The 19,159-nt window shown below is 43.3% G+C and carries 14 protein-coding genes; 9 read left to right on the top strand and 5 right to left on the bottom strand.

Going from position 1 to position 19,159, the window contains the following annotated elements; translation table 11 throughout:
- The first annotated feature begins 80 nt into the window (after window positions 1-80).
- The 4 genes from QUB12_RS16185 (at window position 81) to QUB12_RS16200 (ending at window position 9,948) form a co-directional block, all read left to right on the top strand.
- The gene (locus tag QUB12_RS16185) at window positions 81-5,675 is read left to right on the top strand and encodes an AAA family ATPase (RefSeq protein ID WP_445300668.1); all 5,595 of its coding nucleotides are present in this window, start codon (window positions 81-83) and stop codon (window positions 5,673-5,675) included.
- Window positions 5,672-6,700, top strand: coding sequence for a response regulator (locus tag QUB12_RS16190; RefSeq protein ID WP_333143632.1), 1,029 nt, complete (start codon window positions 5,672-5,674; stop codon window positions 6,698-6,700). The genes QUB12_RS16185 and QUB12_RS16190 overlap by 4 nt, the downstream gene beginning before the upstream one ends.
- A 315-nt stretch (window positions 6,701-7,015) precedes the next feature.
- Entirely contained in the window at window positions 7,016-7,645 is a 630-nt protein-coding gene (locus QUB12_RS16195) for a response regulator transcription factor (RefSeq protein WP_333307629.1), read from the top strand.
- Between the two features lie 140 nt (window positions 7,646-7,785).
- Window positions 7,786-9,948 (top strand): flotillin family protein, encoded by a 2,163-nt coding sequence (locus QUB12_RS16200; protein WP_333307606.1) that lies wholly within the window; start codon window positions 7,786-7,788, stop codon window positions 9,946-9,948.
- Window positions 9,949-10,038: 90 nt separating this feature from the next.
- On the opposite strand, the gene QUB12_RS16205 is transcribed toward QUB12_RS16200, so the two are convergent.
- The 5 genes from QUB12_RS16205 to QUB12_RS16225 all read right to left on the bottom strand — a co-directional run bounded on the left by QUB12_RS16205 (window position 10,039) and on the right by QUB12_RS16225 (window position 13,340).
- Window positions 10,039-10,404, bottom strand: coding sequence for a DUF5615 family PIN-like protein (locus tag QUB12_RS16205; RefSeq protein ID WP_333143630.1), 366 nt, complete (start codon window positions 10,402-10,404; stop codon window positions 10,039-10,041).
- Window positions 10,401-10,700: a DUF433 domain-containing protein gene (locus QUB12_RS16210; protein WP_333143629.1), complete on the bottom strand. Its 300-nt coding sequence runs from the start codon at window positions 10,698-10,700 to the stop codon at window positions 10,401-10,403. The genes QUB12_RS16205 and QUB12_RS16210 overlap by 4 nt, the downstream gene beginning before the upstream one ends.
- Before the next feature lie 94 nt (window positions 10,701-10,794).
- Window positions 10,795-11,007, bottom strand: coding sequence for a type II toxin-antitoxin system HicB family antitoxin (locus QUB12_RS16215; RefSeq protein ID WP_333300636.1), 213 nt, complete (start codon window positions 11,005-11,007; stop codon window positions 10,795-10,797).
- Between the two features lie 283 nt (window positions 11,008-11,290).
- On the bottom strand, window positions 11,291-12,715 hold the full coding sequence (locus QUB12_RS16220) for a serine/threonine-protein kinase (RefSeq protein ID WP_333307609.1): 1,425 nt from the start codon (window positions 12,713-12,715) through the stop codon (window positions 11,291-11,293).
- Window positions 12,716-12,923: 208 nt separating this feature from the next.
- Window positions 12,924-13,340, bottom strand: a complete 417-nt coding sequence (locus tag QUB12_RS16225) for a transcriptional regulator (RefSeq protein WP_333143626.1) — start codon at window positions 13,338-13,340, stop codon at window positions 12,924-12,926.
- A gap of 199 nt (window positions 13,341-13,539) precedes the next feature.
- Here QUB12_RS16225 and QUB12_RS16230 point away from each other — a divergent pair, with 199 nt between their 5' ends.
- The 5 genes from QUB12_RS16230 (at window position 13,540) to QUB12_RS16250 (ending at window position 19,082) form a co-directional block, all read left to right on the top strand.
- The gene (locus QUB12_RS16230) at window positions 13,540-13,824 is read left to right on the top strand and encodes a DUF2470 domain-containing protein (protein WP_333143625.1); all 285 of its coding nucleotides are present in this window, start codon (window positions 13,540-13,542) and stop codon (window positions 13,822-13,824) included.
- Between the two features lie 65 nt (window positions 13,825-13,889).
- Window positions 13,890-14,069, top strand: coding sequence for a hypothetical protein (locus tag QUB12_RS16235; protein ID WP_333143624.1), 180 nt, complete (start codon window positions 13,890-13,892; stop codon window positions 14,067-14,069).
- 130 nt (window positions 14,070-14,199) lie between these two features.
- On the top strand, window positions 14,200-15,837 hold the full coding sequence (locus QUB12_RS16240; RefSeq protein ID WP_333307611.1) for an AAA family ATPase: 1,638 nt from the start codon (window positions 14,200-14,202) through the stop codon (window positions 15,835-15,837).
- A gap of 141 nt (window positions 15,838-15,978) precedes the next feature.
- Complete coding sequence (locus QUB12_RS16245) at window positions 15,979-16,425, top strand: HEPN domain-containing protein (RefSeq protein ID WP_333307614.1); 447 nt, start codon at window positions 15,979-15,981, stop codon at window positions 16,423-16,425.
- Window positions 16,422-19,082 carry a ParA family protein gene (locus QUB12_RS16250; RefSeq protein ID WP_333307616.1) on the top strand — a complete coding sequence of 887 codons (2,661 nt, stop codon included), beginning with the start codon at window positions 16,422-16,424 and terminating at the stop codon, window positions 19,080-19,082. Before QUB12_RS16245 ends, QUB12_RS16250 begins: the two co-directional genes overlap by 4 nt.
- Window positions 19,083-19,159 lie beyond the last annotated feature (77 nt).

Below are 19,159 nucleotides of genomic sequence, written 5' to 3' on the forward strand. Positions count from 1 at the left end.
ATGCCTGTGCCACAAGCAGTCACAGGCAAGATGCCTGTGCCACAAGCAGTCACAGGCAAGATGCCTGTGCCACAAGCTCAATGATGCTGATTTCGGGATATTCTGGTATCGGCAAATCAGCTTTGGTGCAAGAATTATACAAACCGATTACTCAACATCGCGGTTATTTTATCTCCGGCAAATTTGACCAATATCAGCGCAATATTCCTTACAGCGCCATTGTCAATGCTTTTCAGGATTTAGCCAAACAACTGTTAGCAGAAAGCGAAGCCAATCTCACAGAATGGCGGGAAAAGTTATTAGACGCATTGGGAATTAACGGTCAAGTTATTATTGACGTAATTCCCGAAATTGAATTAATTATCGGCAAGCAACCCCCGCCGCCAGAATTGGGTGCGGCTGAAGCGGAAAATCGCTTTAATTTTGTGTTTCAAAACTTCATTAAAGTCTTTACCAAACCCGAACATCCTCTGACAATATTTATCGATGATTTGCAGTGGGCTGACGGCGCATCTCTGAAACTGATGCAACTGCTGATGAATGCTTCGCCAGCGGGACTGTTTTTAATTGGGGCTTATCGGGATAACGAAGTTTCTGCGGCTCATCCGTTAATGCTAACAATTGAAGAGATTGTCAAAAATGGGGCAAAAGTCGATCGCATTTTCCTGTCACCTTTGGAGTTATCCTCTGTTACTCAACTGATTTCTGATGCCCTGAATTGCCCGGAAGCAAGAGTCAAATCCCTTGCCGAGTTAGTGTTTTTCAAGACGGGCGGGAATCCTTTCTTTATGAATGAATTTCTCAAATCGCTTTATACAGAAGGACTGTTACAATTTGACTTTACCCCCAGGGCTGTTTCGGGGCAACCACGGGGGGATTGCCCCTACGAAAAACCAGGGTTTTGTAGGGGCGGTGCCCCCGTGCCCGCCCAGCCCATAGACGATGGGGTAGGGGTTTCAGATATCGCGGCAACGACGGGGGGATTGCCGCTACAAGAGAATGAAGCAGCCCAGCCTTACCAAGAGGGGAGACAGGGGAGTTGGCAGTGGGATTTAGAGGAAATTAAAGCGAGGAATTTCACTGATAATGTTGTCGAGTTGATGGCTAGCAAAATTCAACAACTGCCCGATAATACGCAGGAAACGTTAAAGATAGCAGCCTGCATTGGCAATCAATTCGATTTGAAAACCCTCGCCTCACTTTGCGAAAAATCTGTGGGACAAACGGCGGAGGATTTGTACGCAGCAGTTGCTGAGAATTTAGTCGTGTTGCTGGGGAATATGGGAGATGTGGAATTAGAAATTGCCGGAAAATTACCCAGTAGCCAATCCATCGAATACAAGTTTGTTCATGACAGAATTCAGCAAGCCGCTTGTTCCCTGATTGATGAACAGGATAAGCCGATCGTCCACAAACAAATAGGACAACTACTGCTGCAAAATACTCCCATCGACAAGCGAGACGAAAAAATATTTGATATTGTTAATCAATTAAATTTCGGCTTAGAGTTAATTGTTTATCATGAAGAAAAATATGAACTGGCAGAATTAAACCTAATAGCAGGTCAAAAGGCTAAAGCATCAACGGCTTATCAGCCAGCTTTTAACTATCTGCAAACAGGGATAAATTTGCTGACAGGAAACACTTGGCTGCTGCAATACCACCTCAGCTTGCAACTACATCAAGAAGCCGCACAGGTAGCCTACCGTTTGGGGAATTTTGAGCAAATGGAAGCTTTAGCTAACCTTGTCCTAGAAAATGCTAAAACTGTTCTAGAGCAAGTCCCAATATATGAGTTGAAGATTGAAAATTGCATAAAAAAAAGCAAGTTTAAAGAAGGGTTTAACCTTGGATTAAAAGTGCTACATTTGCTAGGAGTTCTTTGGCCAAAATCTCCAAATAACATATATATAAAAGCGGAACCTTACAACTTAATTAACCTGCCCAAAATGACCGATCCAGAATCTCTAGCAGCTATGTCGATTCTGGGAGGAATGATAGGGATCGGCTATATAGGTATTCCAGAATTATTAGTGCCACTTGTGTTAACACAGATTGATTTATCTATTAAATTTGGCAATGCTCCTAAGTCTAGTTTTGCTTACGCAAGTTACGGAGTCATATTGTGTACAACTATACAAGATATTGAAAGTGGCTATAAATATGGAAGATTAGGTTTAAGGTTAGTAGAAAAATTAAATGCCGATTACCTGAAGGCTGGAGTTTTAGATATATTTGGCAATCATATATTGCATTGGAAAAAGCATCTTAAGGGAAGCTTATCAATTTTAAAAGAGGCTTATTTCTGCGCTGTTGAAACAGGGAATATAGATTTTATTGGTTATTCTACTTTTGATTATTGTTTTAATGCCTACTCAGTAGGATGTGAACTTAAAGACTTAGGAAAAGAGTTAATTTATTTTTATGAAATACCGACCAATAAAAAAAACAATACTTGCTTGACTTGGTTAGCCATGTATTTACAAATTATTTTTAACTTATTAGGTAAGGCTGACAATCCAACTCAGCTAATAGGAGAGTTTTATAACGAAGAGAAATTTCTACCACTTCAGCCACTTCAGCTAGAATTGAGCGATAGACAAGGACTTTTATTGCTTTATCTAAATAAGTTGATATTGTGCTATTTGTTTGGAAAGTCCCATGAAGCTGCTAAAAATGCAGTAGTTGCAGAACCATATTTAGATGGTGTGATGGGAATGGCAGCTATACCTATCTTCCATTTTTATGATGCTCTAGCGCATTTAAGTGTATTTGCTGATTATTCAAATTTTGAAAAAGAAAATGCTCTCAAGCGGGTTAATGCTAATCAAGAAAAAATGCAGGTATGGGCGCATCACGCTCCCATGAATTACTTACATAAATTTTATCTAGTTGAAGCTGAAAAAGCGCGAGTTTTGGGGCAAGTTGTGGAAGCGATCGACTATTACGATCGCGCCATCTCCCTTGCCAAAGAAAACGAGTACATCCACGAAGCCGCCCTCGCTTACGAACTCGCAGGCAAGTTCTATTTATATAGGGGGAAAGAATTAACAGCCAAAGCTTATATGCAGGAAGCTCGTTACTGCTATCAACTCTGGGGTGCCGTGGCTAAAGTTAAAGATTTAGAAACGCGATATCCGCAATTATTTACGCTCGATCTACCTACAAAGAAAAACATTTCAACCACTACATCAACTACGGGTAGCCGTTCTAGTTCTTCCTTGGATATCGCTACAGTCATGAAAGCTTCCGAGGCAATTGCTGGGGAAATTGTACAGGATAAATTACTCTCCAGATTGATGAAAATTTTGATTGAAAATGTCGGCGCTCACAAAGGATATTTAATTTTAGAAACCCAGGGAAAATTGCTGATTGAAGCTGAAGGTGCAATTAATGATGAACGGATAACAGTGTTGCAATCTGAGCCGATTGAAAATTGCCAGGAAGTTTCCGAAGCTATTATCAATTATGTCGCTCGAACCCAAGAAAATTTAGTCTTAAATGATGCCACTCGTGAAGGTAACTTTACGAATGACCCTTACATCAAAGCACGTCAGCCCAAGTCTATTTTGTGTGCGGCTTTGATGAATCAAGGTCAACTGGCTGCTATTGTTTATCTCGAAAATAACCTTACCGCACAAGCTTTTACTCCCGATCGCCTGGAAATTTTGCAATTGTTATCGGGACAAGCGGCGATCGCACTTACCAATGCTAAACTCTACACAGAAGTAAAAGAACGCGAAAACCGGCTTACTCAATTTATCAATGCGATGCCGATAGGAGTAACAGTAATTGACAGCGCCGGACAAATTTCCTACGCAAATCCCACAGCTTCCCAACTCAGCGGCATCAATTATATACCCGAATTAAATGCCGCTCAATTTGCCGAAATCGGTCAAGCTTATTTAGCAGGAACTAACGAGTTATATCCCACCGCACAAATGCCAATTATGCGTTCTTTGGGGGGTGAAACGGTCAAAGTAGACGATATGGAACTGCACCGACACGATCGGATTGTTTCCTTGGAAGTCTCCAGCACACCAATTGTCGATGACACGGGTAAAATTAATTATGCGATCGCCACATTTCAAGATATCACCGATCGCAAACAAGCAGAAAAAGTTTTAGCCGACTACAACCGCACTTTAGAACAGCAAGTGAGCGATCGCACTCTCGAACTCCAGCGAGAAATCATCGAACGACAACGAGCCGAAGACGCAGCACAAGAAGCCAACCGAGCAAAAAGTACATTCCTCGCAAATATGAGCCACGAATTGCGGACTCCCCTCAATGCAATTCTGGGTTTTTCTCAACTAATGAATCGCGGTTCTAACTTATTGCAGGAACAGCAAGAACACCTGAGTATTATCACCCGCAGCGGAGAACATTTGCTCGAACTGATTAACCAAGTATTAGATTTGTCCAAAATAGAAGCGGGACGCACGACTCTCAACGAGACCAATTTTGACCTCCACCGCCTGCTGGACGACATCGAAAATATGTTCCAACTTCCGGCACAAAATAAGGGATTGCAGTTATTAGTAGAGCGGATGCCCGACGTTCCCCAATATGTGCGAACTGATGAAATAAAATTGCGCCAAATCTTGATTAACCTGCTTTCTAACGCGATTAAATTCACCTCCGAAGGCGGCATTTATGTAAAGATTAAAAATCCCGATTTTGCTCATAAAATCTACTTTGAGGTTGAAGACACGGGAGCGGGAATTGATGTTAGTGAATTAGACAAGCTTTTTGAAGCTTTTGTGCAAACCCAAACCGGGGAAGAATCGCAACAAGGAACAGGATTAGGTTTAACGATCGCACGTTCTTTTGTGCAGTTAATGGGAGGTGAAATGAGAGTCAGTTCTCGTGCGGGATGCGGTACTATTTTCAAATTTGACATTAAAGTTAATTCAGTTGAAAGTGCCGATCGCCAACGGGAACAGCCAACCAGACGAGTTATTGCGATCGCACCCAATCAACCCCGCTATCGGATTCTCGTTGCAGACGACGCTTTTGACAACCGCCAATTGCTAGTTAAACTGCTTTCTGCGATCGGTTTTGAAGTCTACGAAGCCCAAAATGGGAGAGAAGCAATAGAAAAGTGGGAGCAATATTCGCCGCACTTAATCTTTATGGATATGCGAATGCCGGTGATGGATGGGTATGAAGCAACCAAACAAATTAAAGAGGGCAACCACAGGGGGATTGCCCCTACGGAAAACGAGGATTTTGTAGGGGTAGTGCCCCCGTGCCTACCCCAGACAGCAATTATTGCCATAACAGCAAGTAGTTTTGAGGAAGAGAAAGCCGTTATCCTTTCTACCGGCTGCGATGATTTTGTTCGCAAACCATTTAGAGAAGCAAACATATTTGATGTTCTGCACAAACATATCGGGGTACAATTCGTTTTTGAAGAACTAAATGCTGCCCCCAGTTTCACAGACAAGGAAGTAAATGTATTGACAAAAAGCGCTTTTTCTGAATTGCCTCCTGAGTTAGTAGCCAATCTTCAGCAAGCTATTAGCAATCTAGATTTGGAACAGATGCAAACAGTCATCAGTCAAATTCGCGAAATCAATCAGCCCTTAGCTAGGGCGAGCGCCGCTTGCATTAAAAATTTTCAGTACGAACAGTTGCTAAATTTAATACACACATTAAGGGATGAAACATGAACAAAAACCTCAGTTTTACCCGCGAAGAAAGTATTTTAGTTATTGATGATTGTCCTGAGAATTTAAAACTTTTAAGCGGGATACTATCTGTCGCTGGGTATAAAGTTCACCTAGCTCCCAGTGGGAAATTAGCTCTAAACTTTATCAATGCCAACTTACCCGACTTAATTTTACTCGATATTATGATGCCTCACATGGATGGCTATGAAGTCTGCGCTCAGCTCAAAGCTACTCCGAAAACTCAAGATATTCCAATAATTTTTATCAGCGCTTTGCAAGAAGTTTTCGATAAGGTAAAAGCCTTCTCTGGGGGCGGAATAGACTACATTACAAAACCTTTTCAACAACAAGAAATTTTAGTGCGCGTGGAAAATCAATTGCGTCTGAGAAGGCTGTCTAAACAACTCATAGACCAAAATATTTTAGAAGAGCGCAACCGCATGGCGCGGGAAATTCACGACACTTTAGCGCAAACTTTTACAGGCATAATCATACATTTGGGAGCCGCGGAACGGGTAATAGCAGCGAATCCCGAACAAGCACAAGCACACATGAAAACAGTCTGCGAATTGGCTCGCTCTGGACTTGCTGAAGCACGGCGATCCGTAGAATCTTTACGCCCGCAACTGTTAGAAGATGGCGACTTGTATAGCGCTCTCAACCAAATCGCTAAACAAATGTCATCAGATACTGATACGCACACTATTTTTGAATTGGTTGGCACGGCATATTCCCTACCATTAGAGGTAGAAAATAACCTGTTGCGGATCGGGCAGGAAGCATTAACAAATATTTTCAAATATGCACAAGCTACAGCGATCAAAATTGAGTTGGTTTACGAAACATCCAAGTTTATTTTGCGGGTGAAAGACAACGGAGAGGGATTTGATACAGAAAGTATCTGTTTTAGGAATGGCTTTGGTTTATTGGGCATGAGAGAACGCGCCGATCGCATTAACGCGCAGCTAACTGTAAACAGTCGCCCCGGAAACGGAACAGAAGTTATAGTTTCAGTTAATCGCTAGTAAAGTAAGGTGCACATTTCGCACCATATAGCAATCCTAAATAAGTAGTAAATTTTTTACCCCACCCCCACCCTCCCCTTACCAAAGGGAGAGAGTAAGAAATTCACAAATGATTTAGGATGACTATATAGCACTCCTAAATCATTTGCATAATTATTGTAGGGGCAATCCCACGCCCGGTTGCCCGATAGATAGGGGGTAGGCACTCTTAGCACTACCCCTACAAATTTATCTGAATCATTTAGGATGACTATAGATAGTAAGTTGGTAGTGAGAACTTCAGTTTTTTTTGATAAGATTAGCAGGGTAAACATGATTAACCAATCAAATATTATTCGTGTTTTAATTGCCGACGATCATTATATTGTGCGGCAAGGTTTAGTGGCGCTGCTGGATAATGAATCAGATTTAATTGTTGTCGCACAAGCTAGCAACGGACAGGAAGCATTAACAATGTTCCGCGAATATCAGCCCGATGTCACCCTTATGGATATGCGGATGCCCCAAATGGATGGAGTCGCCGCCATTGCTGCGATTTGTGCGGAGTTTCCCAGCGCCCGGATTGTGGTGCTGACGACTTATGATGGCGATGAAAACATTTATCGCGGATTGCAAGCTGGTGCTAAGGGCTATCTGCTTAAGGATGCGGAACCAGAGGAGCTTTTAGCAGCAATTCGGGCTGTTTTTGAGGGTAAAAAGTATATTCCGCTGGCAGTGGGTGTTAAGTTAGCCGATCGCCTGAGTGGGCCTGAATTGAGCGATCGCGAATTAGAAGTCATCCGCCTCATAGTCGCTGGTAAAAGCAACAGCAAGATTAGTGAAGTTCTGCACATCAGCGAAAGCACCGTCAAGTTTCACATCAACAATATTTTGAGCAAGATGGGAGTTAGCGATCGCACGCAGGCCGCGATTTCTGCATTAAAACGGGGGATTGTCAGCCTGTAATTTAATTATAAGTATTTCTACTGATAAATATGACTATTATGACGGCAAATAATGATAAATAAGACCTTAAGTTTTACGCCAAAACTTTTTAGTAAGGCTAAGCTGGAGATCCTAGGACAAATTAGCCCGGCTCAAAAAAAATGCTTTATTCATTTTTGTCCAAATCTCAACTCAAAGTCCGCTTTTTAAAACAGTTTGCAGCCGCTGTTTCGGCGTCTTTAGCTCTTAGTGCAACAACCAGTTTGAAACCCTCGCCGGTATTAGCAGCTAGCAATATCCCCCCCGCAACTCAAACCTCGACTCAGTTAGTCGCAAAACCTGATTCTAGCTTGCAGCTAGGGCAGTTACGCAGCACTGTTCCCGTGCAGACAATGCAGCTCGATCCGGGCGGATTTATCCCGATCGCGATCGGCGGTATGATAATTATTCTGGTGCTGCCGCTATTTTTTGGCGGATTGGTAGTAATTGGCGATCGGGAAGTTGGCATTGTCAGTAAAAAGTTTAGCTTTGGCGGCAAGTCTTTACCGCCAGGAGATTTAATTGCCTTAAACGGAGAAGCTGGATATCAAGCTGATACTTTGCCCCCCGGTTGGCACTGGGGTTATTGGCCTTTGCAGTACAACGTTCGCAAAGAGTCTCTGACTGTAGTTCCCCAAGGTGAAATTGCCCTGATTATCGCAGCAGGTGGTAAGTCAATTCCACCGCAGCGCATCCTCGGCAAAATCACAGACTGTGACAATTTTCAAGATGCTCGCCAATTCCTCAAAGGCGGCGGCGAAAAAGGTAGACAACTAGGCATCTTGACTGGTGGTAGCTATCGAATTAATACAGCATTATTTACAGTAATTACAGCGGCAAATGCTGCCAAACACGGGATGACAGCCGAACAATTAAAGCTGTACAGAATTGCCCCAGATAAAGTAGGAATTGTCACAACTTTTGACGGCGTTCCGATTCAAGATGGCGAAATTGCCGGCCCGATTATTCCGAATCACGACAACTTCCAGAACGCGCAAAAATTTATCACCGCCGGCGGGCGGCGCGGTTTGCAGGAACAGGTTTTGCTTTCCGGTTCGTGGAACTTAAATCCTTGGTTTGTCGGGGTTGACCAAGTGGCGATGACCGAAATCCCGATCGGCTATGTCGGCGCGGTGATTTCCTATGTCGGCAAAACCTCGGAAGATGTGAGCGGTGCTGCTTTCACTCACGGAAATTTAGTAAATGTCGGCAATAAAGGGGTTTGGGTAACTCCCCTTTATCCGGGGAAACATCCGCTGAATACGCGCATTTTAAAAGTAGAGTTAGTACCGACTACTAATATAGTATTGAATTGGTCGGGTAAAACAGAAAGGCACAGTTACGATTCTCAACTTTCGTCTTTAACCGTGCGTTCTCAAGACGGTTTCGCCTTTGATTTAGAAGTAGCTCAGATTATTCACGTCGGCGCTTTGGATGCTCCAAAAGTCATCTCTCGCGTCGGTTCGATGCAGAATTTAGTAGACCACGTTTTGCAGCCGACAATTGGCAATTATTTCCGCAATTCGGCTCAAGCTTATTCTGTATTAGATTTTCTCTCCGCAAGAAGCGGCAGGCAAGCGGAAGCCGCCGAGTATATCAAAGCAGCTTTGCGTACCTATGACGTGCAAGCAATTGATACTTTGATCGGGGATATTTTGCCACCGGCAGAGTTGATGCAAACTCAAACAGATCGCAAAATTGCTGAGGAACAGTGCAAGACTTATGAGGTGCAGCAATTAGCACAAACTCAGCGGCAACAATTGGTGCGGGAAACGGCGCTGGCTGAGATTCAACAAGAGATGGTGAAATCGGAACAAGGCGTGAAGATTTCTGAGTTGAAAGCGAATTCTCAGGTTAAACAAGCTCAAGGCGAAGCTGAGTCGATTCGGGTGAAGGGAAATGCTCAAGCTGAAGCTTATCGCGCGGGTGTTGTAGCTTTGGGAGGTTCCGGTTATACGGCTTTGCAGTTAATGCAAATTATAGGCGATCGCCACGTGCGAGTTGTGCCGGATGTTGCGGTAACAGGCAACGGTAGCGGTGGCGGTTTGGTGGATGGTTTGCTGGGAATGATGTTGTGGAATCAAACTGGCAAAAATGGAGAAAATGGAGCAGAATTACCTGTAGTTAACCTACAGAAATCGGAACCTGCGGCCAAGTTATCAGTAGCCCAGGTGAATTCTGTTAAGCCGTCGGAATCTCGCGCTAATTCCCCTGTTGCGAATTCTGAGGCTGATATTGCTCCGCTGTTTGATGAATTGCCATTTGACGATCGATCTTTTAGTTAGACTGTGTAGTTTGTAGTCACAAACCAGAATACTCACAACCCCGACTTCTTGGAGAAGTCGGGATTCTAATTATCTCGATCGATAATATCTTTACTCTTCACTCCAAGCACTGATAAACTCTATTTGATTTTGCATTTCTGCCGCTGATTTGGCAGAAATTAGACTCAAAAGCCTACGCATTTGTTCTCCCACTGAATAATTTTGCTGTCCTAAAATAATTCCTGCATGAGAATCTCCTCTTTCTAGCCAATTGGTATGGATTCTATAAAAATCCCTAATGTTGAAACTATAAATTACCCTTTGATTAGTAAAAGCCCAAATTAATTGCTCTTCATCGCTGCGAGATAACATCCCTGTTTCGGCAACTGTAATAACATCTACACCACGACTTTGTAAAGCTTGCAATAGTTTTTTACTTCGTGAATCTTCATCTAAGTAAAGACGAATTTGGCTCATGCTTTTTCCTGCATTTTTAGCCGATTTAATGCTGCCAAACGTTCATATTCTGCTTGTTCAGCCGCTAAATCTGCTTCTATTTCTGCTCGATTTGCGTGATAATAAGTCAGTGCAGCATAAACCTGCGCTAAGGTGAGATGATCCAGATCCGCTGCTATTTCCTCAGCACTATTACCTTGTTTGTATAAGACTACGATTCGCTGCACCGATGTGGCAGTACCTGCAATAATAGGGATGCCATTGCGAAGGTGTGGCTCGCAGATAATTAAAGTGCCAATATCAGTTAAAGTTGGCATAGGTGAATCTGGGGTTAAAAATTAGAATTCAAGTATAGCATAAATTTATTATCCTTGAATTTTGCAGATTTAATTCATGAAATATTTCGTCCTACTACCATGCTTCTACATACTCACAGAGAGTAGTTGGTTCGGGAATGGGTAAACCCTCCTCTCGCAACCCTTCTAAGTGAAATTCGATCGCTTCTTTAATTTGCTGCTGTACTTCTGCAAGGGTAGCGCCTGTGGCTGCACATCCGGGTAAATCGGGCGCATAAGCTGAATAGTTATTGGGTGTTTTTTCGATCACGATCGCATAACGCATCATTTAGTCTCGAATTTAGAGTAGATTAGGAGTGACGCACTGACCAAAGAAACCGGGTTTTTACCGAATCTGCTGGCTACAACCGAATATTTCGTAAAAAACCCGGTTTCTGAGCCCCGAACAGTTTGTGTTGGCCAATTGCTATCACCCGAATTTCGCGAGTCTGTTGTTTGAAGAGTAAACCCCCGCGTAGCAGGTAATGAAATGATCAAAAGCCGATAACTTCGTAGAAAAAGGTTCTCAAAAAAAAAATTGACAAGGGGCTGAAATCGCTATAGACTAAAGCTTACAGCTCTCGATGCGAGAGAAGAAACCCCAACCCTGCAAAACCCCAACTATCCAACTTTTCCTCTCTTCTTCGACCTACCCACCAATACCAAGGGAGGTGACCTTTAGGTGCTTGTTTATTATAGGTTAGCTCACTTGTGTTCAACCAACTCTTTCGCCAACCCGTCTTTTCTTTTCGCCAACCCACACGCTCTCCCAGCTTGCATTCAGTCTCATAACGAACTTCACCGCCTACTTCCAACCAGATCTTTTTCTGAACGCTAAAGCCAAAGCGACCCTGACTGTATTTTACCCACAATTGGTCGATCGCCCGCAAATCATCGCCAGGAAAATTGTTGATCGATTCAACTGTGAACCAACCTTCCTTCTCCCGTCTAGCAGCTTTCAGCATCACCTTGAATGTTTCCCTATCCGCCTCTTTCCACTTCCCCGCAGCCAATAAATCCCGCAGACGAGTATAGTCAACTCCCCGCGCTGATTTAAGTACCGAATCCAGAAGACGAGTATAATCAACATCCAGAAGACGAGTATAATCAACATCCAGAAGACGAGTATAATCAACACCCTGCGCCGATTTAAGCTGTACCGAAACACCGGCAACTGTTGGCGGAATCGGTTCCCGCAGATAACCCAACCAATCTTTCATCGACTGCGGCCGCTTTTGCGGATCGGATGCCATCCCTTTTTCTATTGCTAAATTCACCCAATCCTTCACCCCAAAATTTTTGGCAGATGGCAATGCTTCATTTCTAAAATGCCGATTGAGGGAAGCTGTTGGCACTTGTCCCGTTACCGCATAATATAAAGATGCAGCCAAAGCATAAATATCAACCGTTGGTTTACCACTACCTTCGATAGGCTGTTCCCAAGGAGCAAAAGCAGGGTTATGAGGATGTCTGCTACTAATAATAGTTGGCATTAATTCACTCGCAAGACCAAAATCAATTAATACTGCTTGCCCCTTGGGACGCAACATAATATTACCCGGATGGGCATCTCGATGGACAATTCCGGCTTCGTGAACATCACTTAATGCTTCTCCAATTTGGCGGATAATTGCCACTGCTTCTGTATCCGGGAGTCGTCCCTGTTGCCGTACTGTATCAAATAAACTTTGCCCGGAAATTAAATTCATTACCAAACAGTGAAGGCCTTTTTCCTCAAACAAATCGCTAATGCGGACAATTCCAGGATGCGCGTTTTGGCAAAATTTGGCTAAGATTTGCCCTTCGCGGATAAATCTGCGAACAAAGTTGGCGTATTCCGGGTCATTTTGCAAACTCAGATTTGGCGTTTTGAGGACAACTTGATAGTTAAGTTGCAAGTGTGTGGCCTTGTAAGTCATGCCAAATCCCCCCATTCCCAGGATGGTGTCAATGCGGTAGGGGCGAGTTCTCAGAATTTGTCCGGGCGTCCACAGCATGGCAGGTTGTTTAAATTCTCTTTAGTTGCTAATTATGATAAACTGTGTCGCCTTTAAAAAGCAATGAAAAGGAAGCATTCTCAGGATTTACGCACTCCGATTAAAGAAATCGGGTTTTTATAGAATCTCTCGGTGACAATGCGTGTTATCGTAAAAACCCGGTTTCTGGACTAAAGTCCTTACTACAAACAAAAATAGGTTTTTCAATTCAAGTAGTTGTTTGAACTGGATGCAGCGGAAAGAAAACAGCCGGCGAGACGCAGAAAAACTCTGCAAGTTTTTGTATGTGTTGGGTTGTAAGTTGGCGCTTTTCACGGAGGATGTCAGAGACAATAGACTCGGTTTTAAAAATAGGAACTAGGTCTTTTTGTCTGAGTTCAAATTCTTCTATTAAAGCCTTTAACAGTTCTACTCCGTAAATGTCAGGTATGGGTTCTAAAGTTTGCTCGTACTCATAAACAAGGGTTCCCAGTACGTTGAGGTAGTCGCGTTCGTCGGGAGTCAGTTCGCCTTTATCCAACAAAGAGTCGATCGCTTCTTGAGTTGCCATTAACTGCTCCTCAGCAGTTATGGGTCGCGGCGGAAATGTTTTGAGTAGTTCGATATAAGCGCTAGAGTTTTTCATGTTACTATGCAATATTAAGAAAGTAATATTTTATCATTATAGTTGAATAATTTGATTGTTTAACCTCAAATCAACGCCGATTTACGCGGATAGAATTTAGTTATATATCCCTCATAACTCTTGATGCAATTGATAGCGGTTGAAATCTTTGTACCGATCGCAGTACAATCGATCGATATTGCATCTGAGGAATCTCCCCATGTCAGAACAGTTTTCCACTGAGATTAGCGATCGCATCTGCACTCACATGAACGAAGACCACGCTAACGCTGTCGTGCTATATGCTCAAGCATTTGGCGGCAAACCAGAGGCGACAGAAGCTCAAATGCTCGCTATTGATGCCAACGGCATGGATTTAACCGCTAAAGTCAACGACGAAACAGTGCCCGTCAGAGTAAATTTCGATCGCACTTTAAAAGATGCCGAAGATGCTCACCACACTCTCATTGAAATGGTGAAACAAGCTCGAAAAGTTGCTAAGTAGTCAATTGCGTACTAGGCTGTTATAATTTTAATGTTTGCAGTACGGAATTTAGTCCGGTTAAATAGTTGTTAAGGACGGGAGCATCTCACCTTTGCAGCCCTCCGCTAGAAATTGGAGTTTTGAGGCAGGAGGCAGGAGGCAGGAGGCAGGAGGCAGGAGGCAGAAGGAAAGAGGAAGAAGGAAAGAGGAAGGAGGAAGGAGCCAGAAGAAGGAAGGAGCCAGAAGAAGTATTTTTACAAATATGAGATGCTCCCGTTAAGGACTAACTTCCTTACTACAAACCTTTAGTTGGGTAAAATTATTTTAAGGACTAAAATCCTGACTGCGAACAAAATATTTAATAAAGTTGAATTTCCCTCTAAAATATCCACTAAAATGACCGACAATTACCCAAATCCCAAAGAATTAGATGTCGTCAAGGGCGGTAAAAATACCCATTTCGAGGCACTGGTAAAACGACTAGATTTGATGATTCGCGCCCGCTATTCGCTGCTGTACATTGTCGGCGCGGAGGAGGAACCGGTCGAAGCCGTAATTGCCCAAGTAGCGCTGCAAGTAAGTCCCGCGCGCCGGGTATTGCGGTGGGATATTGTGCGAGGCTGGGAGGATAACGGTTCTGGGAAAGGTTCGGTAATGGCGGCGCTCGATCGCGTCAGCAAAACTGCTGTAGAAGAATATACCATATTTGTACTGCGGGATTTGCACCCCATTTTGAAATATCCATACACCGAAAAAAATGCGGCGGTAGTGCGGGAATTGCGGAATTTAACGCGGGAATTGAAGCGTAGCAAAAAAACTATAGTTCTTACTTCTCACACGCTGGAATTGCCGGAGGAATTGAAAGAAGAAGTCACAGTAATTGATTTTCCTTTGCCCAACGTCCAAGAAATCGACAGTTTAATTTCCCACGTTGTGGAAAAGCCGCAACAGTTGCAAGTTAGCGGTTTAGCAAGGGAACAGTTGGTTAAAGCTTGTCAGGGTTTGAGTCGCGCTAGAATCGGGCGGGTTTTGGCTAAAGCTTTGGCCGCCAAACAGCAAATTAACGAGTCAGATATTGACGGAGTTTTGGAGGAAAAACAGCAAGCAATTCGCCAAACGGGCATTTTGGAGTTTTTTAACTCCAGAGAATCCCTAAAAAGTGTGGGGGGCTTGGAGAATTTGAAACAGTGGGTAAAGATGCGGCAAGATGCTTTTACTGACGAAGCGCGTCGCTACGGTATACCGAATCCGAAAGGAGTTTTGTTAGTAGGAATTCAAGGAACGGGCAAATCTTTATCTGCGAAAACAATAGCCTCAGAATGGCGTTTGCCACTGTTGCGATTGGATACTGGGAGATTGTTTGGCGGCGTGGTCGGGGAAAGCGAAAGTCGCGTCAGGCAAATGATACAATTAGCAGAGGCGATCGCACCTTGTGTTTTGTGGATCGATGAAATAGATAAAGCCTTCGGCAACATTATCAGCGGCAGCGACGGCGATTCGGGAACTTCGCGCCGGGTATTCGGCAGTTTGATTACTTGGATGCAGGAAAAAACCAGTCCGGTGTTTATTGTCGCAACGGCAAATAACGTCAGGATTTTGCCGGCAGAGTTGCTCAGAAAAGGCAGATTTGATGAAATTTTCTTTTTAAATTTGCCCTCAGAATCGGAAAGGCAAGATATTTTTAAAGTGCATTTGCAGCGACTTCGGCCGACTAGATTGCGGGAGTTTGATTTGGGAGTTTTGGCGAAACGCGCTGAGAATTTTAGCGGTGCAGAAATCGAGCAAGTTGTAATTGATGGATTGTATCGGGCCTTTGGAACTTTTGTAAACGGACAGCGCCGGGATTTGATGACCGAGGATATTTTGAGGTCGATCGAGGATACAGTACCTTTAGCTGCGATCGCGCGATCGCAAATTGAAGATTTGAAGCGCTGGGCGGCGGAAGCGGGCGCGAGAACAGCTTCTAACGATACTCAGTTAATTGATGAATTGAAACGCTACAGCCAGCGGCGAAGGGATGCGATCGACAATTAACCCAATTTCGCGGCCGTAATTGGGCATCACTTCGTTTGTACGATCGCTTGACTGCCACTTGTAATTGCCATCAAGTGCTACTGTAAACTTAAAGCTCCGCTAGCTCGATCGGAAACTCAAGTGATACTGGAGGTAAGTCCTTTGACAGATACTTACGATAGGCGCGTTCAGCTAGGTGCATCTCGTCGCAGACTTGAAGATGCTCAAGTATTACATCAGCAAGAACGTTGGTCTGGTGCGATGTACCTAGGTGGTTATGCGATAGAATGTTCTCTAAAGTCTCTCATTTGTTACGAAGAGGGTCGCGCCAACAATTTTAAAGCTACTCGCAGCTTTAAAAAAGGCCTGCAAGGTTCAGATTTGCATAACCTAATTAAATTATTAGAGTGTTTGAATTCGCTACAGCGTAGCATTCAATTAGATCAAACCAACTCTTATAGAGAAGCATGGAACACAATTACATCACTTTGGCAGAATGATAAACTGCGCTATTCAGATAAATTAGGCAATAAAGAAGACAGCCAGCGCTTTATAAATGCCGTCGAAAAGTTACATCGCTTATTACTATCTAAACAAGGCGAAGAATGATGAACAATCCCGCAATATTAGACCAACAAATTTCCGAACATCTCAGCCAAGTTTTAAAAAATAAAGATCCGCAAACTCAGATTAAGATTAAGCGCACATCCCTAGGGTGGCTGAAGCTTCGAGTAGTTACCAGCTATTTTGATGGCAAGTCTTTAGCTGAACGCGAAGAGGAAATTGACAGTTTTTTAGAGAATATAGGTTGTTATTTGGGTCAATACCCAATGGCTGGTTATGATTTGTTAACTCCACAAGAAGCTGCTGACCAACCTCCCGAACATATTCAAATACCGCTGTGGTCAGATGTTTTAATGGCTCCCGAACCCGATCGGCCAGCAAGTTTAGATGAAGATAGTTCCAAACGTCCATTAGTTGTCACATTCTATTCTTTTAAGGGAGGAGTCGGCCGCTCTACCGCATTAGGATTGGTAGCAGGTATTTTGGCAACCCGTAACCGTCGAGTAGTCATGGTAGATTTCGACCTTGAAGCCCCTGGCATTTCAGTCTTGTTTCAAAACGATTTGGAGACTATTAATGAAGAACAGTATGGCGTATTGGATTACCTACACCAACGTTATTTAACTCCCGATCAAAATATTCCTACTATTGATAACTGTATTTGTCAGGTTAACTTAGGCACTCGCGGCGAACTATTTTTAGTTCCGGCTGGAGAGTATAACGAAAATTATATTCATCGGTTAGCTGACCTCGATCGCCATACTTTACAATCTTTTTATAGAGGCGAAATAAATCCTGTTGAACAACTGATAAGCGATATCAAAGATCGACTAGACCCCGATGTTATTCTAATTGATGCTAGACCAGGTTTTAATGACACTAGCGCGATCGCCTTGTTCGATCTAGCAGATACGGCAATCATCTGCTTTTCCCCAACTGACCAAAGTTTTCAAGGACTGCGTTGGGTTGTGCAAGCTGTTAAGAAACAAAGAGATTATCAAGGCAAGCCAGATATTCGCTTTCTCCTAACACCTATCCCACCCGTAGGAGATGAATTGCAGCGAATTTGGACTAACAGAGTTGAGAGTTGGATTGAGGATAACTGGGGCTTGCCTGTAGAAACAAAAGTTGAGGAACTTTACCACAAAATTTTATACAATCCCAACATTGCCACTTTGTCTAGTCTCGTCAATAACGTATCTAACAGCTTACTAGATGATTATCTGCCGATTGCAGAGGTCATTGATGCTAGCTTGCCCGATATTAAATCTAGCTTGGCAACTACAAATATCGAATATAAAAAGATATTAAAGGAGTTAGATTTTCAAGCAGCAACAGCCCAAGAATTAGAACCATCTAGTATTCCAGAGATATTTCACAGAACCGAGGACTTTCCCAAGTTTTTAAGTAATAAAAGTTGGCTGATAAGAGGTGCTAAGGGAACAGGAAAAAGCTTGCTGTTCAGACTTTTTGTTGAGCAATCAGAAACAGCCAAGAAGTTAGCTCATTCTGATGTTGATTTAAACAACGTTTATTTTATTGCAGGACACGGCCAACCAAGACTGCAAGAACAAATACTAGAAAGCACGGATTTAGCTAGTTATGAACAACAGGTGGGTGAGAGTAGCTGGCAATTCTTCTGGTTAAATTATGCCCTATTGCAACTGTGTCGCGCTCTACCAAAAGTGCGTTCCCTATTTAATCCAGATGAGACTCTGGTTAGATTGAGTTCTCAACCAAATCCCGAACACGCTCAAATTGTCTCGTGGTTGGCAGATAGCACTAATTCTCCACAATCAGGCGATCAACTGCGCGCTGTTGACCGTTGGCTGCAAGAAAATAGTCAGCGTGTGTGGCTGCTTTACGATGAGCTAGATGCTGGCTTTGGCTCTACTCAAAAAGACTATTTGCGTCGAAAGCGTGCCCTCGAAGCCTTGCTTGCTTGGTGGTTGGAAAGCGGAACAAGTCTTAAAAGTATTGTCCCCAAGATATTTTTGCGAGAAGATATCTGGAATCAACTCAACTTTACTAACAAAGGACATTACACCGGACGATCGCTGCAACTCCGCTGGGATGAGGCTGACCTTTGGAGACTTGTACTGCGCCAATCCCTGACAAGTTCTGAGACTTTGAGCAAATCTTTGGAGGAAAAATTGGGAATTACTGTCGATCGACTCCATACAATTGAGTTAGAACAATTGCGTACTAGCCTTTATCACCTATGGGGTGAGCGGATGGGTAAAACGAAAAAAGCCTACACCTATAACTGGGTTCGCACCCGTATTGCTGACGGACAAAAGAACTGCTTCCCTCGAAGTTTAGTATTGCTGTTACAAGAGGCAGTCAAAGGTGAGAAAAATTTTTCTACAGAATACAGTTCTGAGATAGTTTTACGTCCAAAGGCACTGATCGAAGCTTTGCCATATGTTTCTGACCAACGGGTGGATGAGGTACGCAATGAATACCCTGAACTGGCAGAATATCTAACAAAATTGCAGGGCGAGCGTTCTCCCATTGATGAGACCCGACTGGCTGAAATATGGGGGGTAAAAGATATAAAATTAGCGGAACTCATCAGGGAGATGGTAGACGCTGGTATTCTTACAGAACGATCTCGTCCTAAAGATCCTCCCCCCCGTCTCTATGCTGTTGCTGAATTGTATCTGTATGGACTGAATATGGTTCGCAAAGGACAAAAGTAAAACCTATCTGGATAGACAAACAACTACAGCAGTTTTCCGTTGAGTAAGGTAGGCTTCGGCTGCTTGGTAAATTCTGT

Source organism: Microcoleus sp. B7-D4, assembly GCF_036705125.1.
GTDB lineage: Bacteria > Cyanobacteriota > Cyanobacteriia > Cyanobacteriales > Microcoleaceae > Microcoleus.